This window comes from Variovorax durovernensis (genome assembly GCF_977011995.1).
Genome location: NZ_CDRNCW010000001.1, coordinates 3,300,028 through 3,325,319, shown reverse-complemented (window position 1 = coordinate 3,325,319; position 25,292 = coordinate 3,300,028). Strand labels below are relative to the sequence as shown.

Sequence of the window (25,292 nt, the reverse complement as noted above, 5' to 3'; positions counted from 1 at the left end):
ACCCATGCGACGCCTGCCGACTTCCCGCCCTCCCGACACCCCCCTGGCGAGCCGCCGCAACCTGCTGGCAGCGGCCGGGCTCGCGCTTGCGCTGCCGAAGTTGGCGAGTGCACAGGCGCCCGCGCCCGCCCCGGCGCCGGCACCTGCATCGAATGCAGCTGCCACCTGCCACCCGGCAACAGACTGGGCCGCCTTCGCCGCGCGCCACATCCAGCCCGACGGCCGGGTGATCGACTTCAACACCGCCCAGCAGCAGTCCACCTCCGAAGGGCAGTCGTACGCGCTGTTCTTCGCGCTCGTGCACAACGACCGCGACATCTTCGCCCGCGTGCTGGCCTGGACCGAAGCCAACCTCGCCGGCGGCAGCCTCGCCAAGCAGTTGCCGGCCTGGCAATGGGGCCGCAAACCCGAGGGCGGCTGGGGCGTGCTCGACCCGAATGCGGCGTCGGACTCCGATCTCTGGATCGCCTATGCGCTGATGGAGGCCGGCCGCCTCTGGAACGACAACCGCTACCGCACGCTCGGGCGCAGCCTGCTCGCGCTGGCGGTGCGCGACGACGTGATCTCGCTGCCCGGGCTTGGCCGCATGCTGCTGCCCTGGCCCAAGTCGGTGGCGAGCGGGCCGCTCTGGCGGCTCAACCCGAGCTACATGCCGCTGCAGCTGCTGCGCTACTTCCAGCAGGCAGACCCGACCGGCCCCTGGCAGGAAGTCACCGACAACACGCTGCGCATGTTCGGCAGCGTCACGCCCAAGGGTTTCGCGCCCGACTGGTGCGCCTGGTCGCAGGATGCGCGCGCCTTCGTGGCCGATCCGCAGAAGGGCGTCACCGGCAGCTACGACGCCATTCGCGTCTACCTCTGGGCGGGCATGCTGTCCGACAAGGACCCGGCCCGCAAGATGCTGCTGGCGCAACTGCGCGGCCCCAGGCTGATGCTGGCCGACAAGCAGCCGGTGCCCGAATACGTCGACACCGTGACCGGTGCCGTGCGCGGCATGGCACCGCTGGGGTTTTCCGGCGCGATGCTGCCCTACCTCAAGGCACTGGACGAAACCGACGCACTGGCCACGCAACTCGCCCGCGTGCCGGGCGGGCGCGCCGCCCTGCCGCCGGCTGCGACGACCTCCGGCGCCGCAGCCCCGGCGCCCCTCCCCTATTACGAGCAGGTGCTGTTACTGTTCGGCCAGGCTTGGCTCGACGGTCGCTATGAATTCGGCCGCAACGGCCAGCTGCAAACATCATGGAGAACGCTATGCCGTCCCAATCGACCGGCGTGAAGCCGAAGCGTCCCCCTTCCTTCCGAACCCAGCAATGGCTGGCCTGCATCGGCATGCTCGCCGCGCTGGGCGCCGGCGGCCAGGCCTTCGCGCAGGCCGACGCCAACGCGGCCCTCATCGAGCAAGGCAACTACTGGCAGGCCCAGGGCCGCGCCGACCTGGCCGAAGAGAGCTGGAAGAAGCTGCTGAGCGTCAACCCGCAATCCGCCGACGCGATGTACGGCATGGCGCAGGTCGAGCTGTCGCGCAACAACGCCGAGCAGGTGCGCACCTGGACCAACCGCCTGCGCACCGCGCATCCCAACGATCCCCGCGTCGCGCGCCTGCAGCAGCAGGCCCAGCAGCCCGGCCAGCAAGGCGGCACGCTGCAGCGCGCCCGCGCCGCCGCGCGCGCCGGACGCTCCGCCGAGGCGGTCGAGCTGTACCGCAGCCTGTTCGACAACCGGCCGCCGCCGGAGGCCGTGGCCCTGGAGTACTACCAGGCGCTGGCAAGCACGCCGCAAGGTGTCGACGAAGGCCGCAAGGGCCTCGAGCAACTGGTGAAGGACCATCCGGAAAACGCCAACTACCGGCTCGCGCTCGCGCAGCAGAAGACCTACAGCGAACCGACGCGCCGCGCGGGCATCCGCGAACTGGTCGAGCTGACCAAGCAGCCCGCCGTGGCCACCGCCGCGCGCGCCGCCTGGCGGCAGGCGCTGATCTGGCTCGACGCGAGGGCGCCCGACATCCCGCTCTACCAGAACTACCTGAGCAACAACCAGGCCGATGCCGCCGTGTCCGCCCGGCTTGAAACCCTCACCACCGCCAAGACCGCCGCGGCAAACGCGCCCGACGTGCCGGTGGGCGAAGGCTTCAAGGCGCTGGAACGCGGCGACCCGGCCACGGCCGAGCAGCGCTTCCAGCAGGCGCTGCGCACCAAGGCCGACGACACCGAGGCACTCGGCGGCCTGGGCCTGGTGCGGATGCGCCAGGAGCGCTTTGCCGAAGCACAGGAGCTGCTGGAGCGCGCCGTGCGCGGCGGCGCCACCAAGTGGAACTCGGCGCTGCAAAGCGCCAACTACTGGGTGCTGGTCGGGCAGGCTCGCGCCGCCCAGGGCAAGAACGACCTGCGCGGTGCGCAGTCCCTGTACGAACGCGCGGTGCGCATCGACCCGCGCGAACCCGTGGGCCAGAACGCATTGGCCGACCTGCGCGCCGCCGCCGGCGACTTCGCGCAGGCCGAGCAGGGCTACAAGCGCGTGCTCGAGAGCAGGCCGCAGAACACGCAGGCGCTGCGCGGGCTGATTTCGGTGTACGGCCAGACCGGCCGTCCCGACGAGGCACTGGCGCTTTCGCGCCGCCTCACGCCCGAACAGGCCACGCAGATGGGCAGCCTGCGCGACATCCAGGTCGAGCAGGCGCGCAACCGCGCCCGCCAGCAGGCAGATGCCGGCGACGCGGCCGGCGCCCAGCGCACGCTCGAAGACGCGATGCTCGCGGCGCCCGACAGCCCCTGGGTGCGGCTCGACCTCGCGAACATCTACCGCAAGCAGGGCATGGTCTCCGAAGCCCGCGGCGTGATGGAAGGGCTGCTGATGTCGCAGCCCGACATGCCCGATGCGCTGTACGCCAGCGCCCTGCTCGCCTCCGAAACCGGCGATTCGGCGGCCGGCATCCAGTACCTCGAACGCATTCCCGCCGGCTCGCGCACCCGAGACATGGCGACGCTCCAACGCCGCCTCTGGGCGCAATCGCAGGCCGCCCGGGCGCAGGCGCTCGCGCGGCAGGGCCAGGTCGACGCCGCGCGCGGCGTGCTGGCCCAGGCCGAATCGGCGCTGAGCGCCGACATGCCGGCCGAACTGTGGGGCCAGCTCGCAGGCGCCTATGCCGAAATCGGCGACGCGCCGCGCGCACTGGCCATGAGCCGCCAGCTGCTCGCTCGTTCGCCCACGCCGAGCATCGGCGACCGGCTGCTGTATGCGTCGGTGCTGCTCAAGACGAAGCAGGACATCGAGCTGTCCGCCGTGCTGCGCCAGCTTGCCGGCGTCAACATGACGGCCAGCCAGCGCAACGACTTCGACAGCCTGCGCATCGCCTTCGCGCTGCGCCAGACCGACGCCCTGCGCGAAGCCGGCAACCTCGAGGCCGCCTACAACGCGATGGCCCCGGTGCTGGCCGAGCGCCCGAACGACCCGCAGGCGATGGCCGCGCTGGCCCGCCTGTATTCAGCGGCGCGCGACGAAGGCCAGGCACTGGCGCTGTACCAGCGCATCCTGCAGCGCAACCCGACCGACCTCGACACCTTGCTGGCAGCCGCCGCCAGCGCCAGCGCGCAGCGCGAGCACGGCGAAGCCGAGAACTACGTGATGGCCGCGCTGAAGCAGGCACCCGACCAATCGCGCGTGCTGGCCGCCGCCGGCCGCGTCTACCGCAACGCAGGCGAAAGCCGCAAGGCCGAGCAGTACCTGCGCGCCGCGGTCGAAGCCGAACGGCAGGTCGCCTCGACCGGCTTCGCGGGACCGGGCGGCGCACCTTCACAGATGCCGCCCGCCAACCCGTTCGCGGGCATGACCGGCGGAGGGCCGGGCGCGGCCGTGCCGGCTGCGTATCCGGCGGCTGGTGGCAATCCTTTCGCGCAGGCACGCTCGCAGCCAGTCTCCTACCCGGTCGCGGCGAATGCGGCTTACCCCGCCTACCCTGCGGCGGCCTACCCCGCCGGTGCCTATCCCGCCGCCTACCCGGCCGCCCCTATGGCGGCAGCACCGGGAGCGCTGCCATGGGGCGCCGCGCCAGCCGCCACCTCGAATGCCAAGGGCCGCGCCGCCACCACGCGCACCGCACGCAACAGCAAGGCAGCCAACAACACGCCGCAGGCTTCTGCCTACATGGCGCAGCCGGGCGGGCAGCAGGTCTACATTCCTCAGGCGCAGCCTGCGGGGTATCCGCAGCAACAGGCCGGTTATCCGGCGCCTGGCTATCCGCCGGCTGCCTATCCGTCGGCCAACGCGGCCTATGCGCAAGCCAACACGCCGCAGCCCCGCAGCGAGCCAAGCTGGAACGCGCCGCTGCGCACGGCCCCCGCGCCGGCCAACTCGCTGCAGGCAGAGCTGCAGGACCTGGAATCGCAGCGCGCGGTGAGCCTCACCGCGGGCACGGTGTACCGCAGCCGGGCGGGCGAGGCCGGCCTGAGCCAGCTATCCGACTTCCAGCTGCCGATCCAGGCGCGCTTCCCGGTGGGCGAAGGCAAGATCGTCGTCGGCGTGACGCCCACGGTGGTCGACGCCGGCACGCCCTCTTCGGCCTACTCCACCGCCAGCCGCTTCGGCGGCGGCCCCACGGCCTTCTACAACTCGATCGCCAGCCAGACCACGCCGGGCCAGCAGAACGCCGCGGGCGTCGGGCTGAACGTGGGCTACGAGGGCAAGAACTTCGAGGGCGGCATCGGCACCACGCCGCTGGGCTTCCCCACCACCAACGTGGTCGGCAACGCGACCTTCAAGGGCAGCTTCGGCGACTCCTGGAACTACAAGGCCGACATCTCCCGCCGCGCGGTGACCGACAGCGTGCTGTCCTTCGCCGGTGCGAAGGACGGGCGCACCGGCGAACGCTGGGGCGGCGTGGTGGCCACCGGCGTGCGCGGCGACATCGGCTACGACGACGGCACCTACGGCATCTACAGCTACCTGTCGGCGCACAGCCTCACCGGCAAGAACGTGGCGAGCAACTCGCGCGTGGAAACCGGCGGCGGCGCCTACCTGCACCTGCTGGACAGCCCGGGCTCCAAGCTCACGCTGGGCATGAACATCGGGCTGATGGGCTACCAGAAGAACCTGAGCTACTACACCTTCGGGCAAGGCGGCTACTTCAGCCCGCAGAGCTTCGTGAGCGTGGCCTTCCCGGTCGACTGGACCGGCCGCGCCAACAGGTTCTCGTGGCGCGTGAACGCTTCGCTGGGCGTGCAGTCGTTCACCCAGAAATCGTCGCCCTACTTTCCCACCGACCCCTCGCGCAACGCCGATGCGCAGCGCGTGGCGGACGCAGCCCTGGCGCTGGGCCTGAGCAGTTCGGCATACAACGGCATCTACCCCGCCAGCTCGAAGACCGGCCTGGCCTACAACTTCGGCGCAGTGCTCGAGTACCAGCTGGCGCCGAAGATGTTCCTGGGTGGCGCGCTGGGCTTCAACAACGCGCAGAACTACCGCCAGTTCACCGGCAGCATGTACCTGCGCTATGTGTTCGGCGGCTCCAGCAACCTGGGCGTGCCGAGCCTCGGCGGCGGAACCTCGCTGAGCCCGATGGTCTCGCCTTACACGCCGCTGCTGTAAGAAGAAGAAAGCCCGCGGCTCAGGCCGCGGGCGGTTCCGCGAGCGGCGCGGCCACCGGTTCGTCCGGTGTCGTGTCGCGGCCCCACAGGGGCGCGCTCTCGTAGGCGGCGACCCATTTCACGATGTCCTTGGCGGCCATCGGCATGGCGATGCCGTAGCCCTGGGCCAGCGTGCAGCCCATGGCGAGCAGCGCTTCGCCCTGCTTCACGGTTTCCACGCCCTCTGCCACGGCCGTGAGCCCCAGCGCATGCAGCAGCGCCAGGATGCCCTGCACGATGGCCCGGTCCTGTGCGTTGTCGAGCATGCCGCGCACGAAGGACTGGTCGATCTTCACGGCCGACACCGGCAGCTGGCGCAGGTAGGTCAGCGACGAATAGCCGGTGCCGAAGTCGTCGATGGTCACGCCCACGCCCAGCGCCTTGCAGGCCTCCACGAACAGCGCCACGTTGGCGAACTGGCTGATGGCCGTGGTCTCGAGGATCTCCAGTTCGAGCATGCCCGCACCCAGCTTGGGAAACTGCGAGAGATGGCGCGCGAGGCGGTCGACGAAGTCCCAGCGCATCATGTGGCGCGGTGCCACGTTCACGCTGACCGACACCTGCAGGCCCGCCAGGCGCCACTGGTGCGCCTGCCACAGCGCGGTGGCGATGGCCCAGTCGCCGACCTGCTCGACCAGCGCGTCGTCTTCGATGAGCGGAACGAACTGGATCGGCGGCAGCAGGCCGCGCTCGGGGTGTTGCCAGCGGATGAGCGCCTCGACCCCGACGACCTCGCCGCGGCGCATGTCGACCTTCGGCTGGTAGACCAGGAAGAACTCGCCCTGCAGCAGCCCCTCTTGAATGCGCTGGCGCTCGCGCACCACCTGTTCGTCGGCGCGAGCCTGCGGGGCGTCGAAGTAGTGCACCTTGCCGTCGGCCGCGCGCTTGGCGAAGAACGCCGCATGCTGCGCCTGGCGCAAGGCGATCTCGGGGGGCGGCCCGTTGCTGTCGAGCATCATCGCGCCGATGCTGGCGTCGATGCTTGCCGTCTGGTCGCGCCAGGTCCAGGGTTCGGCCAGCGCGTTCTGGATGCGTTCGAGCACCTGCGCGCATTGCGAGGTGCCCAGGCCGGCGAACACGGCCGCGAACTCGTCGCCGCCCACGCGCGCCATGACGCTCTCGCGCGGCAGCTGCGCCTTGATGCGGCGCGCGACCTCTTCGAGCGCCGCATTGCCGGCAACCATGCCGAGGCGGTCGTTGAGTTCGGCGAAGCGATCGACGTCGAGATAGCAGACGGCCGCGAGGCGCTTGCCCGCACGTGCCCAATCGTCCATCAGGGGACGCAGCACTTCATCTGGCGGAAGGCGTGCCGAGCCGTCGTAATGCGACGGCAGGGAGACGGTGGGTTGCTTGATCGACAAAAGACTGTGGCTCCGGAAAGTCGCGGGCTATTGTTCTCCCAATTCTGTCCATTCGGCGCGTTGGAGCGTGGATTTGTGACAGCCGCTGTGTGCGCACAACACATGTGCATGCAAAAAGGGGCTGTATCTTCGCGCCTAACCGCAATAAGCACCCGCCACGCGACCGCCCGGCTCTACCTGGATGTTGAGCCGCGTGGCGTCCTGGACGGAACCGGGGGAGTCGGCGGGCAGCACGGTTCGGGCCATTCGGGCGCCTGCACGCTGGCGCATTTCCTCGACCAGCAACGGCGATACGCGCAGCCCGAGGCCGAAGCGCGCGGCGGCGGCCTGGCAGGTCTCGGGCGGCGGCGCGAAGCCGGGCGGCTCGGGCACTTCGGAGGTCAGCGGCCGGTCTGCCGGGGGCGACTGGCATCCGGCAAGCGCAAGCACGAGGGTGGCCAGGGCGAGGCACTGGCCGTTGGTCATATGCATTCATTTCCTCCAGGAACTCCGGGAATCGAGGCGAGAGCTTGTTCCGCGGCAGAGGTTAAGCCAGCTGGCCGCAAGGCATCAACTAATTCGCACGGCCATCGCCGGGCCTTGTCTGCCAGGCGTATGCTGCACGCGACGCGCGCAGCCACGGCCACCGGCCGCACACCTCATGACACAGCCTCCCGCCACTGTTTTCTTGATCGACGTCGACAACACCCTGCTCGACAACGACCGCGTCATCGCCGACCTGCATACCCATCTCGAGGAAAACTTCGGCGCCGAAAGCTCCGCGCGCTATTGGGACGCCCTGGAGGCCCTGCGCCACGAGCTCGGCTACGTCGACTACCTGGGCGCGCTGCAGCGCTACCGCGCCGAGGAAAGCCGCCGCGGCATGACCGACTCGCGGCTGCTGCTGATGTCCGGCTTCCTGATCGACTACCCGTTCGCCGACCGCCTCTACCCCGGCGCGCTCGACGCGCTGAAGCACCTGCGCCGGCACGGCCCCACGGTGATACTGTCCGACGGCGACGTTGTGTTCCAGCCGCGCAAGGTGCAGCGCTCGGGCCTGTGGGACGCCACCGAGGGCCGCGTGCTCATCTACGTGCACAAGGAAGAAATGCTCGACGCCGTCGCGCAGAGCCACCCCGCCAGGCACTACGTGATGATCGACGACAAGCTGCGCATTCTCTCGGCAATGAAAGCCGTCTGGGGGCCCCGTCTGACGACGGTCTTCGTGCGGCAAGGGCACTACGCGCTGGATGCGCAGGCCATTGCCGCCTACGCTCCCGCCGACATCACCATCGAACGCATTGGCGACCTGATCAACTTCGACTTTCCATCGACATGAGCCAAGCCACCAATCCTCTCGCGGGCAAGCCCGCACCGCTCGACCTGCTGGTCAATGTGCCGCGCCTGATCTCGGCCTACTACACCGGTCGGCCCGACCCGTCCGTGCCGGCCCAGCGCGTGGCCTTCGGCACCTCGGGCCATCGCGGCTCGTCCTTCGACAACGCGTTCAACGAATGGCATGTGCTGGCCATCAGCCAGGCAATCTGCGACTACCGCAAGCAGAAAGGCATCGATGGTCCGCTGTTCCTGGGCATCGACACGCATGCGCTGTCGACGCCGGCGTTCAACAGCGCGGTGGAAGTGCTGGCGGCCAATGGCGTCGAGCTGATGATCTCGAAAGACGACGAGTACACGCCCACGCCAGCCGTATCGCACGCCATCCTGGTCTACAACCGCGGGCGCACCGAAGGGCTCGCCGACGGCATCGTCATCACGCCCTCGCACAACCCGCCCGAGAGCGGCGGCTTCAAGTACAACCCGCCCAACGGCGGACCGGCCGGCACCGACATCACCTCGGCCGTCGAGGCCGCGGCCAACAAGATGCTGGCGAATAACCTCGAAGGCGTGAAGCGCCTGCCGCTCGCGCAGGCCCTGCGCGCCGCCACCACGCACCGGCACGACTACCTGAACACCTACGTCGAAGACCTGGCACAGGTGCTCGACATGGACGCCATCCGCGGCGTCAACATCGATCTTGGCGTCGATCCGCTGGGCGGCGCGGGCGTGCACTACTGGCCGGCGATTGCGCAGCGCTACAAGCTGTCCCGCCTGAACGTGCTGAGCCAGGAGGTCGACCCCACCTTCCGCTTCATGTCGCTCGACTGGGACGGCCGCATCCGCATGGACCCGTCATCGCCCGACGCGATGCACAAGCTGATTGCGCTCAAAGACCGCTTCGGCATCGCCTTTGCCTGCGACACCGACCACGACCGCCACGGCGTCGTCTCCGGCAGCACCGGGCTGATGCAGCCGAACAGCTACCTCGCGGTGATGATCGACTACCTCTACACGCACCGTCCGCAATGGCCGGCGCGGGCCGCCGTCGGCAAGACGGTGGTGAGCAGCCAGATGATCGACCGCGTCACCGCGCGGCTCGGGCGCAAGCTGTACGAAGTGCCCGTGGGCTTCAAGTGGTTCGTCGACGGGCTGGTCGATGCGTCGCTGGCCTTCGGCGGCGAGGAAAGCGCGGGCGCGACCTTCCTTCGCAAGGACGGCTCGGTGTGGACCACCGACAAGGACGGCATGGTGCCCGCCCTGCTCTCCGCCGAGATTGCCGCGCGCACCGGACGAGACCCCGGCGAGCGCTATGCCGAGCTGACGCAGGCGCTGGGCCAGCCGGTGTCCGACCGCGTGGATGCGGCGGCCACGGTCGAGCAGAAGAAGCGGCTGTCCAGCCTCTCGCCTGCGCAGATCAAGTCGACCGAACTGGCGGGCGACAAGATCGTCGACGTGCTGAGCCACGCACCGGGCAATGGCGCGGCCATCGGCGGCGTGAAGGTGGTGACCGCGAACGGCTGGTTCGCGGCGCGGCCTTCGGGCACCGAGAACATCTACAAGATCTACGGCGAGAGCTTCAAGGGCGCGGAGCACCTGGCGCGCATTCTCGAAGAGGCGCAGCAGGTGGTCGACGGGGCGTTGTCGGGAGGCTGAGGGCGTGCAGACGCTGGTGTTGCGGCTGAACCCCGGCGACGACTTGCGCGCGTCGCTCGATCTCGCGTTGAAGCAAGGCGGCGGCGAGGCGGCGTTCGTGGTCTCGGGCATCGGCAGCCTGAGCGGGGCGAGCATCCGCTTTGCGGGTGCGGAGAACGCCGCGCGCATCGATGGCGATCTGGAAATCCTCACGCTGGCGGGCAGCCTCTCGCCAGACGGCTCGCACCTGCACATCAGCGTGTCGGATGCCGCGGGACGCGTCTTCGGCGGACATGCCGCACCGGGCTGCACAGTGCGCACGACCGCCGAGATACTGGTCGCGTGGTTGCCGCAATGGCACTTCGCCCGCACGCACGATCCGGCGACGGGCTACGCCGAACTCGCGCCACGCCCCAAGCCCTGAACGCCGGGTTCAACCGGCGAGTTCTTCCACCCGCAGCGTCGTCACCGCGCCGGCTACCGCGGCGTATTCCTGCAGCGCATGCACCGCGAGGTCTACAGTGCCCTGCGCTACCGGCCCGGTCAACACCAGCACCTGCGGCCCCTGGCCGGACCGCTCGGCCGCCAGCGCGACCTGCCGCACCGGCACCTTCTGCTCGCCGAGACAGGCCGTGACCGCTTGTATCTGGCTCACGGCCCGCACCGGCACGCGCAGGTAGTGCAAGGTGTCGACGGCGGCGCGCGGCAGCACCTGCAGGGCATTCGTCGCATGCGCGTGGAAGCCCAGGTGCGGCACGTGCTGCGCGGCATCAACGCCGTCGAGCCGCGCCACATCCACGAGGTCGGCGATCACGGCCGAGGCGGTCTGCTCGGAGCCCGCGCCGGCGCCGTAGTACATCGTGAGGCCGGCCGCGTCGCTCTTCACCATGACGGCATTCATCGAGCCCTTCACCTGCGCCATCAGGTGGTCCGCGGGAACGAGCGCGGGCTGCACGCGCAGCTCGACACCGGCGGCACGCCGGCGCGCGACGCCCAGCAGCTTGATGCGAAAGCCGAGCTGCTCGGCGCAGGCCACGTCGATGCCCTGCAGGCCGCTGATGCCTTCGACCTGCGCATCGGCAAACCGCAGCGGCATGCCGAAAGCGTTGGCGGCGAGCAGCGTGAGCTTGTGGGCTGCGTCGATGCCCTCGATGTCGAAGGTCGGGTCGGCCTCCGCATAGCCCAGTGCCTGTGCCTGCGCGAGCGCGGCGGCAAAGTCCAGGCCCTCGTCGCGCATCTTGCTCAGGATGAAGTTGGTGGTGCCGTTGATGATGCCCGCCACCCATTCGATGCGATTGGCCGCCAGCCCCTCGCGCAGCGCCTTGACGATCGGGATGCTCACGGCCACCGCGCCTTCGTAGGCCACCACCACGCCCTGCTCGCGCGCGGCCGCGAAGATGCGGGCGCCGTGCACCGCCAGCAGCGCCTTGTTGGCGGTGACCACGTGCTTGCCGTGGGCGATGGCGGCCAGCACCCAGTCGAGCGCCGGACCGGTGCCGCCGGCCACTTCGACGACCACGTCGACTTCGGGATGCGTTGCGACCTGCATCGGGTCGGCCGTGAGTGGAACGCTCCCGCCCACGATGCCCGCGGCGCGCTCGAGATTGCGCGCCGCGACGATCACCAGCTCGATCGCCCGTCCGGCGCGGGCCGCGATCTCCGCCTGGTTGCGGGCCAGCACCCGGAAGGTGCCCGAGCCCACGGTGCCGATACCGATCATCCCGACGCGCAGGGTACGGGTGACAGCAAGGCGGCTGTCGTGCAAGGGCTCGAGGGATTCAACGGGATCGCGGTACATGGACATCTCCAGACGAAAAACAAAACCCAGCTGCCAGAGCTGGGTTCATTCGTTCGGGGAGAGAGCGATACACCAGGTGGCTGCCGGAACGGCCACCTGCGCGTGTCAGGTGACCGCGGTGGTAATGGTGGTAATCATTCGAGCAACAACCATCGCCTGCGCGGAGGCAGGCGGCATCATGCGAGCCATCAGGGCTGCGCTGGATGCGGGGATGAAGTTGTGGCTCGGCATGAAGGGCCGGAGTGTACCGCAGCTCGCCGGCGTCCGGCTCAGGACGCGGCCGACAGGCGCTTTTCGAGCCACACGCTGTAGCGCGAGAGACCGAAGCACAGCACCCAGTACACGGCCGCTATGAAGAGGTAGCCCTCGAGGTAGAAAGGCCGCCAGGTCGGGTCGCCGCCCAGCGCCAGGCCCAGCGCGCCGGTCAGCTCGAACAGGCCGACCACTGTGACCAGCGAGGTGTCTTTCAATGTGCCGACAACGCTGTTGGTCAGCGCCGGCACCACTAGGCGCAGCGCCTGTGGCAGCACGATGTCGCGCTGCACCGGCCAGCGGCCGAAGCCCAGCGCCATCGCGACTTCGGTCTGCTCGCGCGGCACCGCCTGCAGGCCGCCACGGATGATCTCGGCCAGATACGCTGCGACGAACAGCGTGAGACCCGCGAGCACGCGCACCAGCACGTCGGGCTGCCAGCCCGCCGGCCACAGCAAAGGCAGCAGGAACGAGGCCATGAACAGCACCGAGATCAGCGGCACGCCACGCACCAGCTCGATGTAGCTCGCGCTCAACGTGCGCACCACCGGCCAGCCCGAACGTCGCCCCAACGCCAGCAGCAGCGCAAGCGGAAAGGCCAGCGCCAGCCCGACCACCGCCAGCCCGATGGTCAGCGGCAGTCCGCCCCAGCGGCTGGTCGGCACGCCGCTCAGCCCCAGCACGCCGCCGCGCATCAGCAGCACGAACAGCAGCAGCGCAACCAGCCACAGCGGCGCCAGCCACCAGCGCCAGGTGCGCGGCCAGGCACTGAGCACGGTCACTGCCGACAGCACGACCACCGCGATCGCCGGGCGCCATTGCTCTTCATACGGAAAGCGCCCGAACAGCATCGGCCGCCACTTCTCGGCTACCACGCCCCAGCAGGCGCCGTGCTGCACCGCGCGGCAGGCTTCGGCATCGGGCCGGAACACTGCGTGCACCACACCCCAGTCGACGACATGGAAGCCGCCCCACGCCAGCAGCGCGAGCAGCAGCACCGTCGCCAGCGCACGCATCGGCGAACCCCAGAGTTCGCTGCGCCACGCGATGGGCCCCTGCGCGACGTTCCTCATCGCCAGCCTCGCAATGCGACGCGCGCGTTGTAGCGGTTCATGCCGAAGGAAATCAGCAGCGACAGCAGCAGGTAGACCGCCATGATGATCGCGATGCACTCGAAGGCCCGGCCGTTCGAGCCAATGGTGGTGTTGGCCACCGACACCAGCTCCGGATAGCCCACGGCCACCGCGAGCGACGAGTTCTTGGTCAGGCTCAGCAGCTGGTTGGTCAGCGAGGGCACGATCACCCGCAGCGCCTGCGGCAGGATCACGATGCGCAATTGCTGCCCGGAAGACAGGCCCAGCGCCTGCCCCGCCAGCACCTGCCCCTGCGAAACCGAGAGGATGCCGGCGCGCACGATTTCCGCCACGAATGCCGCCGAATAGAAAGTCAGGCCGGCGACGATGGTCACGTACTCGGGGCTCAGCGCGGCACCGCCGCTCACGCCGAAGTCACCGCGCTGCGGCCACTCGAAATGCGTCGGCCACCAGCCGCCTTCGGCCGCCACGGGCCAGGGCACGCTGAGGCCACCCTTGCTGAGCCACACGCCGGGCATCAGATGCACAGGCTCGGTCGGGTCGGGCAGCAGATTCGCCATCGCGAAGGCCAGCATCAGCAGTTGCACCAGCAGCGGCACGTTGCGCAGCAGCTCCACATAGGCGGTGCAGATGCCGCGCAGCAGCACGTGCGGCGCGAGCCGGCCGATGCCGATCAGCGTGCCGAGCACCACCGAGAAGATGGCCGCCGGCACCGCCGCGCGCACCGTGTTGATCAGCCCCGCGAGAAAGGCGCGCCAGAACGGCTGGCTCGCATCGAAGTCGAGCCAGCCCTCGCTGATGGAAAAGCCCGCCGGTTCGGTCAGGAAGTCGAAGCCCGAACGAACGCCGCGCGCGCGGAGAACCTCCAGCGCGTGGTGCACCACCCAGACGGCACCGGCCGCCACGGCCAGCACCAGCGCCGCCTGCACCGCCCAGGCCAGCCAGACGCCGCGGCGCGACGAGGCAATGGCATCTCTGCGTATTGCCATCAGCTCGCGGACCTGTTGCGATCAAACGCCGGGAACACCGCGGAACCGGCTTTGCCGGGCCGCAGGTGTTGCCCCTGGCGAGGGGGGTGGCGCAGCGACACGAAGTGCGCGAAGCCTGGGGGAGGCATCACCTGACCGGGGGGGCGTAGATCAGGCCGCCTTTGCTCCAGAGATTGTTGGAGCCGCGCGGCAGCTTCAGCACCGACTTCGGCCCGACATTGCGCTCGAACATCTCGCCGTAGTTGCCCACGGCCTTGATGGCGCGGAACGACCAGTCCTTGTCCAGGCCCAGCAGCTTGCCGAGGTCTTCACCCGTGCCGACCAGGCGCTGCTGCGCCGGGTCCTTGCTGTTGGCCTTGAGCTCATCGGCATTGGCCTGGGTGACGCCGGCCTCCTCTGCTTCGATGAGCGCGTTGGGCACCCACTTGGCGATGGCGAACCACTCGTCGTCGCCGCGGCGCACCAGCGGTGCCAGCGGTTCCTTGGAGATCAGCTCGGGCAGGATGACGTAGTCGTCGGGGTTCGGCGCTTCCTTGTTGCGCAGGCCGGCCAGCGCCGAGGCGTCGGTCGTGAAGGCCTGGCAACGGCCGGAGAAGAAGGCCTTGAACGAGGCCTCGAAGCTCTCGAACACCACGGTCTTGACCGGGATGCCCTGCGCGCGGAAGTAGTCCGACACGTTCTTCTCGTTGGTGGTGCCCGACTGGGTGCAGATGGTGGCGTTCTTGAGCTGCCTGGCGCTCGTCACCTTGAGTTTCTTCGGCACCAGGAAGCCCTGGCCGTCGTAGTAGGTGATGGTGGTGAAGTTGAAGCCCAGCGAGGCGTCGCGCGTGAGCGTCCAGGTGGTGTTGCGCGCGAGTATGTCGATTTCGCCGGCCTGCAGGGCCGAGAAGCGCTGCTGCGAATTGAGCGGCACGAAGTCGACCTTCTTGCCGTCGCCGAGCACGGCCGCCGCAATGGCACGGCAGGTGTCGACGTCCAGGCCCGACCAGTTGCCCTGCGTGTCAGGCGCCGAGAAGCCCGCCACACCGTTGGTCACACCGCACTTGACGGTGCCGCGCTGCTTGACCGCGTCGAGCGTCTTGCCGGCAAAGGCCGGCGCAGCGGCCGCGAAAGCGATGACGGAGGCGGCGGCAAGCAGCGCCGGGCGGAAGCGATTGTTCATTGGTGTTCTCCTCAACAGTAAGCAAAAGGCAGTGTACGAGGCGTCGCCGGACTCTGCCAAAGCACTCCCGGGTTGTATGCGTATGTATCGAGTAGCAACAAAGGCTCACTACCATACGGCCCTCGAACCACTTTCAACTGGAATCTACTCAAATGGTCAAATCCGACGACACCGGCAAGTTCATCCTGCGCGTTTCGCTCGGCGTCCTTATTCTGCTGCACGGCATTGCCAAGCTGCAGGGCGGCGTCGGCTCCATCTCGGGCATGCTGGCCCAGCACGGGCTTCCCGGCGCGCTGGCCTACCTGGTCTACATTGGTGAAGTGGTGGCGCCGGTGCTGCTGATCATTGGCCTCTACACCCGTCCGGCAGCGTGGATCGTGGCCATCAACATGCTGGTGGCCCTTGCGCTGGTCCACATGAAGGACCTGACCGCATTCGGCAAACACGGCGGCTGGGCGCTGGAACTGCAAGGCATGTTCCTGTTTGCGGCACTCGCCCTCGCCTTCATGGGCGGCGGTCGCTTCGCCCTGAGCAGCAAATACAACTAGGCTTTAATCGTCATCGTTGGCATCGAGGCCTGGAAACAGGACCTCGGTGTAGCCGAAGCGCGAGAAATCGCGCACCCGCATCGGGTAAAGCTTGCCCAGCAGGTGGTCGACTTCATGCTGCACCACCCGCGCATGAAAACCGGTGGCAACGCGGTCGATCGGGTCTCCGTACGGATCGAAGCCGGTATAGCGGATGTTGGCGAAGCGCGGCACCACGCCGCGCAGGCCCGGCACCGAAAGGCACCCTTCCCAGCCTTCCTCTTCCTCGTCGTTCAGCGGCGTGATGACGGGGTTCAGCAGCACCGTGCGAGGGACGGGCGGCGCGTCGGGATAGCGGGGGTTGACGATGTCGGTGCCGAAGATCACCAACTGCTGGTCGACGCCGATCTGCGGCGCCGCGAGACCAGCGCCGTTGACGGCATGCATGGTCTCGAACATGTCGCGCACCAGCAGGTGCAGCTCGTCGGTGTCGAAGGCGGCGACCGGCTGCGCGATGCGCAACAGCCGGGGGTCGCCCATTTTCAGGATTTCGCGGATGGCCATGGCGGGATTATCGCGACAGCCCCGCGACCTTCGCGCGCTACGGGATCAGGGAGGCGTGGTGCCCTTCTGGTCCGGTGAAGTCCACAGATGCGCGTTGGGGTTCGGCCGGTTCGCTCCCGGCGGCAGCACCGCAGGCGGCACCACGCCGGGGCGACCACCACCCCATGCGGGCGGTGGCGGACGACCTGCGCCGGGATAGGGATAACCCGGACGCACTGCCGGGTAGGCAGGCCGACCATCGTAGTAAGGCCGATCGCGGTAGTAAGGACGGCGGCCGTCATAGTAGGCGCCACCATTGATGTAGACCGGCGCCGGCGCCACGACCACAGGCGCAGGCTCGCTGTAGTAAGGCCCCGACGAATAGCCGCCCCCATAGTAGGGATCGCCCGGCACGCCCACACAGCCGCTCAGCAGCGCAACGCCGCCGAGTGCAATGCTGGCACCAAGAACACGAATCTTTTGCATGAGGGACTCCTTGTGGCCTTTCAGTTTTCTTTCAACGCCAGGTTGTAGCCCCTGTTGACTGCGCTCGGATGAAGTCAGGTAACGACCGGTAAGGAGAACCTGAAGCCGGGTCTCAATCCGCAGTGCCGCGGGCCAGGATTTCCAGCATACGCGCCTCGTCGATCACCTCGACCCCGATTTCCCGTGCCTTGTCTAGCTTGCTGCCGGCTTCTTCGCCTGCAACGAGGTAATGGGTCTTCTTGCTGACGGAGCCGGCCACCTTGGCACCGGCTGCTTCCAATTTATCCTTCGCATCGTCCCTGCTCAGCGTAGGAAGGGTACCGGTGATGACGAAGGTCAGGCCCGCCAATGGCTTGGGCGCCCTGGCCGCGGGCTCGCCCTCTTCCCACGTCAGGCCGCAGGCGCGAAGCTGCTCGACCACCTCGCGGTTGTGCGGCTGGTCGAAGAAGGTGCGCAGGCTTTGCGCCACCACTGGCCCCACGTCGTTCACCTCGAGCAGTTGCTCTTCGGTCGCGTCCATGATGCCGTCGAGCTTGCCGAAGTGCTTGGCCAGGTCTTTGGCCGTGCTCTCGCCCACATGGCGGATGCCGAGGCCGAACAGGAAACGCGGCAGCGTGGTCTTCTTCGATGCCTCGAGCGCATCGACCAGGTTCTTGGCCGACTTCTCGGCCATGCGGTCCAGCCCAGCCAGCGTGGTGAAGCCGAGCTTGTAGAGGTCGGGCAAGGTGCGGATCAGGTTCGCATCGACCAGTTGCTCCACCAGCTTGTCGCCCAGCCCGTCGACGTCGACCGCGCGCCGAGCCGCGAAATGCAGGATGGCTTCCTTGCGCTGCGCAGCGCAGAACAGGCCGCCGGTGCAGCGGTAATCGACCTCGCCTTCCTCGCGCACGGCCTCCGAATCGCACACCGGGCACTTGTGCGGCATGGTAAATAGCGGGCCGCGCTGATCGTCGGGCTTGGCAAGGCTCTCGGGCACCACACCGACCACTTCGGGAATCACGTCGCCGGCGCGGCGCACGATGACGGTGTCACCCACCCGCACGTCCTTGCGGCGGGCTTCGTCCTCGTTGTGCAGCGTGGCGTTGGTCACTGTCACGCCGCCAACGAACACCGGCGCCAGCTTGGCCACCGGCGTGAGCTTGCCGGTGCGCCCGACCTGGATCTCGATGCCGAGCACCTCGGTCAACTGCTCCTGCGCCGGGTACTTGTGCGCCACGGCCCAGCGCGGCTCCCGCGTGACGAAGCCCAGCTGGCGCTGCAGCTCGATGCTGTCGACCTTGTAGACCACGCCGTCGATGTCGTAGGGCAAGGCGTCGCGCTGGCGGCCGATGTTCTCGTGGAAGGCGATCAGCTCGATGGCGCCGGTGGCCCGTGCCGTCTGCCTGGCGACCGGGAAGCCCCAGGCCTTGAACTGCGCCAGCCAGTCGAACTGGGTCGGGCAATCGGGTCCGCCTTCGCTCGCCGGCGTGACCTCGCCCAGCCCGTAGGCAAAGAAGCTCAGGGGGCGCGCCGCGGCAATGGCCGGGTCGAGCTGGCGCACCGCACCGGCAGCCGCGTTGCGCGGGTTGACGAAGACCTTCTCGTTTTTCTGCCCGGCCGCGATCTTCTCGCGCTGGCGCTCGTTGAGCGCGTCGAAATCGGCGCGCTTCATGTAGACCTCGCCGCGCACCTCGACCACCGGCGGAGCCTTGCCGTCAAGGCGCAGCGGGATCTCGCGCACCGTGCGGATGTTCTGCGTCACGTCTTCACCGACCTCGCCGTCGCCGCGCGTCGCGGCCTGCACCAGCACGCCGTTCTCGTAGCGCAGGTTCATGGCCAGGCCGTCGAACTTGAGTTCGCACACATACGCCACCTGCGGGCCGTCCTCGGCCAGGCCGAGTTCCTTGCGCACCCGCGCATCGAAGGCGCTGGCGCCTGCGGGGGTGATGTCGGTCTCGGTGCGGATCGACAGCATAGGCACCCTGTGGCGCACCTTGGTGAAGCCGTCGAGCACCTTGCCGCCCACGCGCTGCGTGGGCGAGTCGGGCGTGCGCAGGTCGGGGTACTCGGCCTCGATGGCCTGCAGGCGCTGGAACAGCTTGTCGTACTCGGCGTCCGGCAGTTCGGGCGCATCGAGCACGTAGTAGAGGTGGGCGTGCCGGTGGAGCTGTTCGCTCAGTGCCGCGGCTTCGCGTGCCGCTTCGTCGCGCGATGTCATGGGTGTCTCCGGAAAGTCCGAATTAGCTGAAGAGGCGGCGCGCCAGTGGCGATCCCGCCGCGAGGTCGCGCCCGTCGAGCGTGTCGTAGAGCTGCTCGAGGTCGTTGCCGATCACGTCCATCGTCTCGTCGCGCAGCAGTTGGCCGTCGCTGTCGGTCACCACGCCGTCCATCTCGCGTGCGAGCGTGGCGGCGGCTTCACGCATGCGGCGGAACGGCTCTTCGGCGCGATCGACCTGCGGTACGTCCAGGCTCAGGCTCAATTCGCGGATGGCCGACTGGGCCGGGTCGTCGGCCAGCGCGGCCTGCGTGTCGAAAGCGAGCCCGAGGATCGGCGGCAGCCCGACTTCTCCCGTCGGCAGCACCATGCGCCCCGGGATGATGCCGGGCACGAAGCCCAGCCGCGCCGCGTTCTGCTGCACGTAGCCGGGGCTCCAGGCGGCATGCAGCGCGCGCAGCACGAAGCCCAGTTGCGCGTCGTGCGCGCTGGCGAACTGGTCGAGCTCGCGGGCGCGCGCCACTTCATCGAGCATTTCGGGAAACTCGGGCGAACCGTTGACGGCATCGGCGAAGGCCTGCGCCTTGACCACGAATTCGGAGTACTCGATCTCGTTGAGCGCACCCGTGCGGTTGGCCAGTTGCACGCCCACCTGGAACGCGCTGTAGCGCTGCCCCGGCACCGGTGGCTCCCACTGGCCGCTGTGCTCGTTGAGGCCCTCGATGGCCACCGGCTTGCTGCCCGCGCGCCGCGTGGGCGGCATGGCGGCAATGGCGGCGTCGCCCGAGGCCAGGCCGTCGAGCGAGATCGGCGCGATCACGTCGATCAGCGGGTCGAGCCCGCCACGGCGCTCGCCGGTCGGCACGGGCACGCCGCTGGGCGCCGGCAGGTCGGGGTCGAACAGGGGTTCATGGCGATCGCTGCCCGGCACCTGGTTGGGGTCGACGTGAAGCGTCGGTTCCAGGCCATCGGCCGAGGCGGACATCGCGCGCTCGGCGTCGGCCAGCGCAATGTCGACCGCGTCGGGCTGGCGCGGCGCGTTGCGGCGCGACATCAGCGTGTTGTAGGCAACGACGGCCGCGAGGACGAGGCCGCCAAGGATGGTCAGGGCGAGAGTGAGGCTGCTCATCGGTGTGCCGCCCGGCTCAGGCTGCCGCCACCATGGAGGCGGCGGCCTCCATGTCGACCGCCACGATGCGCGACACGCCCTGCTCCTGCATCGTCACCCCGATCAGCTGTTCGGCCATTTCCATGGCGATCTTGTTGTGGCTGATGAAGAGGAACTGGGTTTCACGGCTCATGGCGGAGACGAGTTTGGCATAGCGCTCGGTGTTGGCGTCGTCCAGCGGCGCGTCCACTTCGTCCAGCAGGCAGAAAGGCGCCGGGTTGAGCTGGAAGATAGCGAACACCAGCGCGATGGCCGTGAGCGCCTTCTCGCCGCCCGAGAGCAGGTGGATGGTCTGGTTCTTCTTGCCGGGAGGCTGCGCCATCACCTGCACGCCCGAGTCGAGGATTTCGTCGCCGGTCATCATGAGCTTGGCGTTGCCGCCGCCGAACAGCTCGGGGAACATGCGGCTGAAGTGCTCGTTGACGATCTTGAAGGTGCCGCCGAGCAGGTCGCGCGTTTCGGCGTCGATCTTGCGGATGGCGTCTTCGAGCGTGCCGATGGCCTCGTTCAGGTCGGTCGACTGGGCGTCGAGGAAAGTCTTGCGCTCGCTGGCGACAGCCAGTTCGTCGAGCGCGGCCAGGTTCACCGCGCCGAGCGCGACCACTTCGCGGTTGAGGCGGTCGATTTCGCTCTGCAGGCCGGTGAGCTTCACCTTGTCGGTCTCGATCGACTGCTCGATGGCTTCGAGGTCGGCGCCGGCATCGTCCAGCAGTTGCTGGTATTGCTCGACGCCCAGGCGCGCGGCCTGTTCCTTGAGCTGGAATTCGGTGATGCGCTGGCGCAGCGGCTCGAGTTCGCGCTCGAGCTGCAGGCGGCGCTCGTCGCTGGCGCGCAGCTTGAGCGTAAGGTCGTCGTACTGGCTGCGCGCCGAGCCCAGCGCGGCCTCGCGCTCGAGCTTGAGCGACAGCGCGTCCTGCAGGCCGGCTTGCGCGGCAGCGTCGGACAGCCGGCTCAGCTCGGCGCGGGCGCGCTCGTCTTCGTCGGTCAGCGCCACGACCTGCTGCGCAGCGGTTTCGATGGAGCGGTTGAGTTCGGCGCGGCGGGCTTCGAGCGTGCGTTGCGAGAAGGTGGCTTCCTGCGCCTGGCGCTCGAGGCTGCGGTGCTGCTCGCGGCTGGCGTTCAGTGCGCGGCCAGCCTCGATCACGCGCTCGTCGAGCTCCGCGTGGCGCTCCTGGCTGTCGGCCAGCTGCATGTCGAGCTCTTCGAAACGGCCTTCGGCGGCGATGCGGCGCTCCTGCAGCTCCTCGAGCTGCGCATCGACTTCGCCGAGGTCGGCAGCCAGCTGCTGGCTGCGGGCGCGGGTCTGCTCGGCCAGCTGCGTCATGCGCAGGGTCTCGACCTGCAGCTCGTGCGCACGCGACTGGGTCTCGGCGGCTTCGCGCCGGGCGGTCACGAGGCGCTGCGCAGCGTCGGCATAGGCCGCTTCGGCGCGGACCAGCGCGGTGCGCGCCTCTTCGTTGATGAGCGTCTGGGCGCGCAGCTGGCGCTCCAGGTTTTCCATTTCCTGCTGGCGGGCCAGCAGGCCGGCCTGCTCGGAATCGGGCGCGTAGAAGTTGACGCTGTGCGAAGACACGGCGTGGCCGCTCTTCACGTAGATCACTTCGCCGGCCTGCAGCGTCGCGCGCTGGGCCAGCGCTTCCTCGAAGCTTTCGGCGGTGTAGCAGCCGTGCAGCCAGTCGGTCAGCAGGGCCTGCTGGCCGGCGTCGTTCAGGCGCAGCAGGCTCGAAAGGCGGGGCAGCGCAGCCGCGGCTTCCGGCACGCCGGCGGCCGGCGGGCTGTAGAAGGCGAGCTTGGCAGGCGGCGCGTCGTTGCCGAAGGCGCGCACCATGTCCAGGCGGCTGACTTCGAGCGCACCCAGGCGCTCGCGCAGCGCGGCTTCGAGCGCGCTTTCCCAGCCCTGCTCGATGTGGATGCGGCTCCACAGGCCCTGCAGGCCGTCGAGGCCGTGCTTGGCGAGCCAGGGGGCGAGCTTGCCGTCGGTCTTGACCTTCTCCTGCAGCGCACGCAGCGCATCGAGGCGGGCCGAGAACTCGGCATGGCGGGCGCCCTCTGTGTTGACTGCCTGCTGCTTCGCTCGGCGGTCGTCGTCGAGCTGCGGCACCGATTCCTGCAGTTCCTGCAGGCGCGCGTCGGCCTCACTCGCGGCTTCCTGCGCGGCGGCATGCTGCTCCTGCATGTCGAGCAGGCGGGCTTCGTCGGGCGCGGCCAGCGCGTTCTGGTCGGCGCGCAGGCGCTCGCTGCGCTGCGTGAGCTGGCGGCTTTGCTCTTCGATGTTGCGCTGGTCGGCGGCCAGCACCTGGATCTGCTGCTGCACCTGCGACACGGTCGTGCGCTGGGCGTTGGCCTGGTCTTGCGCGCGCTGCACGGCTTCTTCGAGCTCCGGCATGCGCGCGTCATGTTCTTCGAGCTGGGCGGCGAGCAGGATGGCCTGCTCTTCGGCATCGACACCCGCGCCGGCCAGCGTTTCGATCTCGGCCTCGGCCTCTTCGCGACGGCGGCCCCACTGGCCCATCTGTTCGCGCAGCTGCACCAGGCGCTGCTCGACGCGCTGGCGGCCTTCGACCACGAAGCGGATCTCGCCTTCGAGCCGGCCGACTTCGGCGCTGGCCTCATAGAGCTTGCCCTGGGCCTGGTTGACCAGGTCGCCGGCACCGTAGTGGGCCTGGCGCACGGTCTCCAGCTCGGACTCGATGCGGCGCAGGTCGGCAGTGCGCGATTCGAGGTCGTTGATCGCCTTCTCCGAATCGGCCTTGATCCTGGCCTGGTCGGCGTTGCTTTCGCTGCGCTTGAGGAACCACAGCTGATGCTGCTTCTTCGTGGCGTCGCCCTGCAACATGTTGTAGCGCGCGGCCACCTCGGCCTGCTTCTCGAGCTTCTCGAGGTTGGCGTTGAGTTCGCGCAGGATGTCTTCCACGCGCGTGAGGTTCTCGCGCGTGTCGCCCAGGCGGTTCTCGGTCTCGCGGCGGCGTTCCTTGTACTTGGAGACGCCTGCTGCCTCTTCGAGGAACAGGCGCAGCTCCTCGGGCTTGGACTCAATGATCCGGCTGATCGTGCCCTGCCCGATGATGGCGTAGGCGCGCGGGCCCAGGCCGGTGCCCAGGAACACGTCCTGCACGTCGCGGCGGCGCACCGGCTGGTTGTTGATGTAGTAGCTGCTGGTGCCGTCGCGCGTGAGCACGCGGCGCACCGCGATTTCGCCGAACTGGTTCCATTGGCCGCCGGCGCGGTGGTCGGCGTTGTCGAACACCAGCTCCACGCTGGAGCGGCTGGCCTGCTTGCGGGTGGTCGTGCCGTTGAAGATCACGTCCTGCATCGACTCGCCGCGCAACTCCGACGCGCGCGACTCGCCGAGCACCCAGCGCACCGCATCCATGATGTTCGACTTGCCGCACCCGTTGGGCCCGACCACGCCGACCAGTTGGCCCGGCAGCAGGAAGTTGGTGGGTTCGGCGAACGACTTGAAGCCCGAGAGCTTGATGGAATTAAGACGCACGACTTGTCGGCCTGCCTTGGTTATAGCGCCAAGGTATTGATTTGTAAGGAAAATTGCACGGGCCTGCAGCTTGCAGCAGGCCGCCGCCCCAGCCGTGGATGATAACGTCAGGGCATGAGCGATTCCCCGGTTTCAACCCTCGCGGCGCGAGGCGCCTGCCTGCTGGCGGGCACAGCCATCCTGTTCGGCGTGGCGGGCTGCTCGTCGGTCCGTTCCACCGAGCGCGCCGAACCCTACGCCAACCAGGAATGGATGCAGTCCGGCGCCAACCGCATTGCCAACCTGTCGCTGCGCGACAACCTCCAGTCGGTACGGCGGGTGCAGTCCACCCTCTACAAGCGCAACCCGCGCGAATGGCGCAAATCGGCCCCCAGCATGGAAGAAGCCACCCAGCGCGCCTGGGACGCCGTGCTCAAGGGCCCGCCCCTGCCCGAACTGAAGGGCGCCACAGGCATCGACGCGATCCGCATGGCCTTCGACACCGGGCCGCAGGGCTACCAGGGCGACCGCGTGGCGGCACTGGTGTACGGCTGGGCAACCATGCTCAAGCAGGCCAACGGCGACACCTGGGACCAGACCATGATCGACGGCGTCAACGCCGAAAACAGCTTCCGGGCCGCGCGCAACTTCGAGATCTCGCTCTGGCTGATCTCCTCCAAGACCGGCCCCGACGGCCAGCCGCTGCTGCTGGCCACCGAGATCAGCGAGCGCGGCCGCAACCTCGTGGCCGACCGCGAGCTGTCGAAGGTGGTGGCCCGGCTCGACCTGCTGGCCGCGCAGGCCGACGAGAAATACCGCCGGGCCGCGCTCGACTTCGGCCAGAACTGGATCATGGGCGTGGTCATGCCCTTCTTCACGCTCGTGCCCAAGTAGGCCGGCAGACGCGGAACCGCAAGGCGAGGCCCCTAGAATGAAATCGCCCTTACCCCCTCAACCCTTCAGAGGCAGCAGCAGTACATGAGCTCCATCAATTTCATCGGCGGCGAAAAAGGCGGTGTCGGCAAGTCGGTCACGGCACGCGTGCTTGCGCAGTACTTCATCGACCACAGCCGGCCTTTCACCGGCTTCGACACCGACCGCTCGCACAGCTCGTTCACCCGCTTCTACGAAGGCTTCGCGTCGCCAGTGGTGGTCGACAGCTTCGAGGGCCTGGATACCGTGGTGAACGGCTTCGAGACCAATCCGCAGCAAAGCGTGATCGTCGACCTCGCGGCGCAGACGCTGGCGCCGCTGTCGCGCTGGATCAAGGAGTCGGACCTGTTCGACGTGTTCGCCGAAATCGGCGTCACGGTCAACTTCTGGCACGTGCTCGACGACGGCAAGGACTCGACCGACCTGCTTGGCAGCCTGATCGACACCTTCGGCAACCGGCCCAACTACATCGTGGTGCAGAACTACGGGCGCGGCAGCGACTTCGGGATGCTGCTTGCCTCGCAGTCGCTCTCCAAGGCCACGGCCAACGGCGCGCGCGTGATCGCGCTGCCCCGCCTGCACGAAGCGAGCATGCGCAAGATCGATGCGCAGAACACCAGCTTCTGGAAGGCCGTGAACGACCGTGAAGGGCCGCATGCGCTGGGCCTGCTGGAGCGGCAACGCGTGAAGTCGTGGCTGGCCACGGTCTACGCGGCCTTCGATACGCTGCCGCTCTGAGTCGGCGC

General features: G+C 68.6%; 19 protein-coding genes. 8 read left to right on the top strand and 11 right to left on the bottom strand.

What is annotated here, in order from left to right; genetic code table 11:
- The first annotated feature begins 4 nt into the window (after nt 1-4).
- A complete protein-coding gene (gene bcsZ, locus ACWV14_RS15835) occupies nt 5-1,276 on the top strand; it encodes a cellulose synthase complex periplasmic endoglucanase BcsZ (RefSeq protein ID WP_454909420.1) in 1,272 nt (423 codons plus the stop codon).
- The gene (locus ACWV14_RS15830) at nt 1,252-5,580 is read left to right on the top strand and encodes a cellulose synthase subunit BcsC-related outer membrane protein (protein ID WP_454909419.1); all 4,329 of its coding nucleotides are present in this window, start codon (nt 1,252-1,254) and stop codon (nt 5,578-5,580) included. Before bcsZ ends, ACWV14_RS15830 begins: the two co-directional genes overlap by 25 nt.
- 19 nt (nt 5,581-5,599) lie before the next feature.
- Here the strand turns inward: ACWV14_RS15830 and ACWV14_RS15825 are convergent, their stop codons facing one another.
- Nucleotides 5,600-6,979: a putative bifunctional diguanylate cyclase/phosphodiesterase gene (locus tag ACWV14_RS15825; RefSeq protein WP_454909418.1), complete on the bottom strand. Its 1,380-nt coding sequence runs from the start codon at nt 6,977-6,979 to the stop codon at nt 5,600-5,602.
- Between the two features lie 135 nt (nt 6,980-7,114).
- Entirely contained in the window at nt 7,115-7,450 is a 336-nt protein-coding gene (locus tag ACWV14_RS15820) for a hypothetical protein (RefSeq protein ID WP_454909417.1), read from the bottom strand.
- 169 nt (nt 7,451-7,619) lie between these two features.
- Between ACWV14_RS15820 and ACWV14_RS15815 the strand changes: the two genes are divergently transcribed.
- The 3 genes from ACWV14_RS15815 to ACWV14_RS15805 are packed head-to-tail and all read left to right on the top strand — an operon-like array spanning nt 7,620 to nt 10,352.
- Nucleotides 7,620-8,297: an HAD family hydrolase gene (locus tag ACWV14_RS15815; protein WP_454909416.1), complete on the top strand. Its 678-nt coding sequence runs from the start codon at nt 7,620-7,622 to the stop codon at nt 8,295-8,297.
- Entirely contained in the window at nt 8,294-9,949 is a 1,656-nt protein-coding gene (gene pgm / locus ACWV14_RS15810; RefSeq protein ID WP_454909415.1) for a phosphoglucomutase (alpha-D-glucose-1,6-bisphosphate-dependent), read from the top strand. The genes ACWV14_RS15815 and pgm overlap by 4 nt, the downstream gene beginning before the upstream one ends.
- Nucleotides 9,950-9,953: 4 nt before the next feature.
- On the top strand, nt 9,954-10,352 hold the full coding sequence (locus tag ACWV14_RS15805) for a PPC domain-containing DNA-binding protein (protein WP_454909414.1): 399 nt from the start codon (nt 9,954-9,956) through the stop codon (nt 10,350-10,352).
- Nucleotides 10,353-10,361: 9 nt separating this feature from the next.
- Here ACWV14_RS15805 and ACWV14_RS15800 read toward each other — a convergent pair whose 3' ends face one another.
- The 4 genes from ACWV14_RS15800 to ACWV14_RS15785 form a co-directional block, all read right to left on the bottom strand.
- Nucleotides 10,362-11,726 (bottom strand): homoserine dehydrogenase, encoded by a 1,365-nt coding sequence (locus tag ACWV14_RS15800; RefSeq protein ID WP_454909413.1) that lies wholly within the window; start codon nt 11,724-11,726, stop codon nt 10,362-10,364.
- Between the two features lie 269 nt (nt 11,727-11,995).
- Nucleotides 11,996-13,051, bottom strand: a complete 1,056-nt coding sequence (locus ACWV14_RS15795) for an amino acid ABC transporter permease (protein WP_454909412.1) — start codon at nt 13,049-13,051, stop codon at nt 11,996-11,998.
- Entirely contained in the window at nt 13,048-14,061 is a 1,014-nt protein-coding gene (locus ACWV14_RS15790; protein ID WP_454909411.1) for an amino acid ABC transporter permease, read from the bottom strand. The genes ACWV14_RS15795 and ACWV14_RS15790 overlap by 4 nt, the downstream gene beginning before the upstream one ends.
- A 127-nt stretch (nt 14,062-14,188) precedes the next feature.
- Nucleotides 14,189-15,223 (bottom strand): amino acid ABC transporter substrate-binding protein, encoded by a 1,035-nt coding sequence (locus ACWV14_RS15785; protein ID WP_454909410.1) that lies wholly within the window; start codon nt 15,221-15,223, stop codon nt 14,189-14,191.
- 152 nt (nt 15,224-15,375) lie between these two features.
- On the opposite strand from ACWV14_RS15785, the gene ACWV14_RS15780 reads away from it, so the two are divergent.
- Nucleotides 15,376-15,771: a DoxX family protein gene (locus ACWV14_RS15780; protein WP_454909409.1), complete on the top strand. Its 396-nt coding sequence runs from the start codon at nt 15,376-15,378 to the stop codon at nt 15,769-15,771.
- Nucleotides 15,772-15,774: 3 nt separating this feature from the next.
- Here ACWV14_RS15780 and def read toward each other — a convergent pair whose 3' ends face one another.
- From def to smc, 5 genes are all read right to left on the bottom strand, one after another.
- On the bottom strand, nt 15,775-16,314 hold the full coding sequence (gene def, locus ACWV14_RS15775; protein WP_454909408.1) for a peptide deformylase: 540 nt from the start codon (nt 16,312-16,314) through the stop codon (nt 15,775-15,777).
- 45 nt (nt 16,315-16,359) lie between these two features.
- Entirely contained in the window at nt 16,360-16,779 is a 420-nt protein-coding gene (locus ACWV14_RS15770) for a hypothetical protein (RefSeq protein WP_454909407.1), read from the bottom strand.
- A gap of 112 nt (nt 16,780-16,891) precedes the next feature.
- Complete coding sequence (gene ligA, locus ACWV14_RS15765; protein ID WP_454909406.1) at nt 16,892-18,976, bottom strand: NAD-dependent DNA ligase LigA; 2,085 nt, start codon at nt 18,974-18,976, stop codon at nt 16,892-16,894.
- 22 nt (nt 18,977-18,998) lie between these two features.
- Complete coding sequence (locus tag ACWV14_RS15760) at nt 18,999-20,102, bottom strand: cell division protein ZipA C-terminal FtsZ-binding domain-containing protein (protein ID WP_422086569.1); 1,104 nt, start codon at nt 20,100-20,102, stop codon at nt 18,999-19,001.
- 16 nt (nt 20,103-20,118) lie between these two features.
- Nucleotides 20,119-23,634, bottom strand: a complete 3,516-nt coding sequence (gene smc, locus ACWV14_RS15755) for a chromosome segregation protein SMC (protein ID WP_422086568.1) — start codon at nt 23,632-23,634, stop codon at nt 20,119-20,121.
- A 114-nt stretch (nt 23,635-23,748) separates the two neighbouring features.
- Here smc and ACWV14_RS15750 point away from each other — a divergent pair, with 114 nt between their 5' ends.
- Together ACWV14_RS15750 and ACWV14_RS15745 are read left to right on the top strand one after the other, a co-directional pair.
- Entirely contained in the window at nt 23,749-24,507 is a 759-nt protein-coding gene (locus ACWV14_RS15750; RefSeq protein WP_454909405.1) for a hypothetical protein, read from the top strand.
- An 84-nt stretch (nt 24,508-24,591) separates the two neighbouring features.
- A complete protein-coding gene (locus tag ACWV14_RS15745) occupies nt 24,592-25,284 on the top strand; it encodes a P-loop NTPase family protein (protein ID WP_081269406.1) in 693 nt (230 codons plus the stop codon).
- The last annotated feature ends 8 nt before the right edge of the window (nt 25,285-25,292 follow it).

Excerpts from the sequence above, each read along its gene's own strand:
- ACWV14_RS15820 (WP_454909417.1), bottom strand. The coding sequence starts at position 7,450 with ATGCATATGACCAACGGCCAGTGCCTCGCCCTGGCCACCCTCGTGCTT.
- ACWV14_RS15770 (WP_454909407.1), bottom strand. The coding sequence starts at position 16,779 with ATGCAAAAGATTCGTGTTCTTGGTGCCAGCATTGCACTCGGCGGCGTT.
- ACWV14_RS15795 (WP_454909412.1), bottom strand. The coding sequence starts at position 13,051 with ATGAGGAACGTCGCGCAGGGGCCCATCGCGTGGCGCAGCGAACTCTGG.
- bcsZ (WP_454909420.1), top strand. The coding sequence starts at position 5 with ATGCGACGCCTGCCGACTTCCCGCCCTCCCGACACCCCCCTGGCGAGC.
- ACWV14_RS15750 (WP_454909405.1), top strand. The coding sequence starts at position 23,749 with ATGAGCGATTCCCCGGTTTCAACCCTCGCGGCGCGAGGCGCCTGCCTG.
- ligA (WP_454909406.1), bottom strand. The coding sequence starts at position 18,976 with ATGACATCGCGCGACGAAGCGGCACGCGAAGCCGCGGCACTGAGCGAA.
- ACWV14_RS15760 (WP_422086569.1), bottom strand. The coding sequence starts at position 20,102 with ATGAGCAGCCTCACTCTCGCCCTGACCATCCTTGGCGGCCTCGTCCTC.
- ACWV14_RS15815 (WP_454909416.1), top strand. The coding sequence starts at position 7,620 with ATGACACAGCCTCCCGCCACTGTTTTCTTGATCGACGTCGACAACACC.
- ACWV14_RS15830 (WP_454909419.1), top strand. The coding sequence starts at position 1,252 with ATGCCGTCCCAATCGACCGGCGTGAAGCCGAAGCGTCCCCCTTCCTTC.
- ACWV14_RS15790 (WP_454909411.1), bottom strand. The coding sequence starts at position 14,061 with ATGGCAATACGCAGAGATGCCATTGCCTCGTCGCGCCGCGGCGTCTGG.
- pgm (WP_454909415.1), top strand. The coding sequence starts at position 8,294 with ATGAGCCAAGCCACCAATCCTCTCGCGGGCAAGCCCGCACCGCTCGAC.
- ACWV14_RS15745 (WP_081269406.1), top strand. The coding sequence starts at position 24,592 with ATGAGCTCCATCAATTTCATCGGCGGCGAAAAAGGCGGTGTCGGCAAG.
- ACWV14_RS15780 (WP_454909409.1), top strand. The coding sequence starts at position 15,376 with ATGGTCAAATCCGACGACACCGGCAAGTTCATCCTGCGCGTTTCGCTC.
- def (WP_454909408.1), bottom strand. The coding sequence starts at position 16,314 with ATGGCCATCCGCGAAATCCTGAAAATGGGCGACCCCCGGCTGTTGCGC.
- ACWV14_RS15785 (WP_454909410.1), bottom strand. The coding sequence starts at position 15,223 with ATGAACAATCGCTTCCGCCCGGCGCTGCTTGCCGCCGCCTCCGTCATC.
- ACWV14_RS15800 (WP_454909413.1), bottom strand. The coding sequence starts at position 11,726 with ATGTACCGCGATCCCGTTGAATCCCTCGAGCCCTTGCACGACAGCCGC.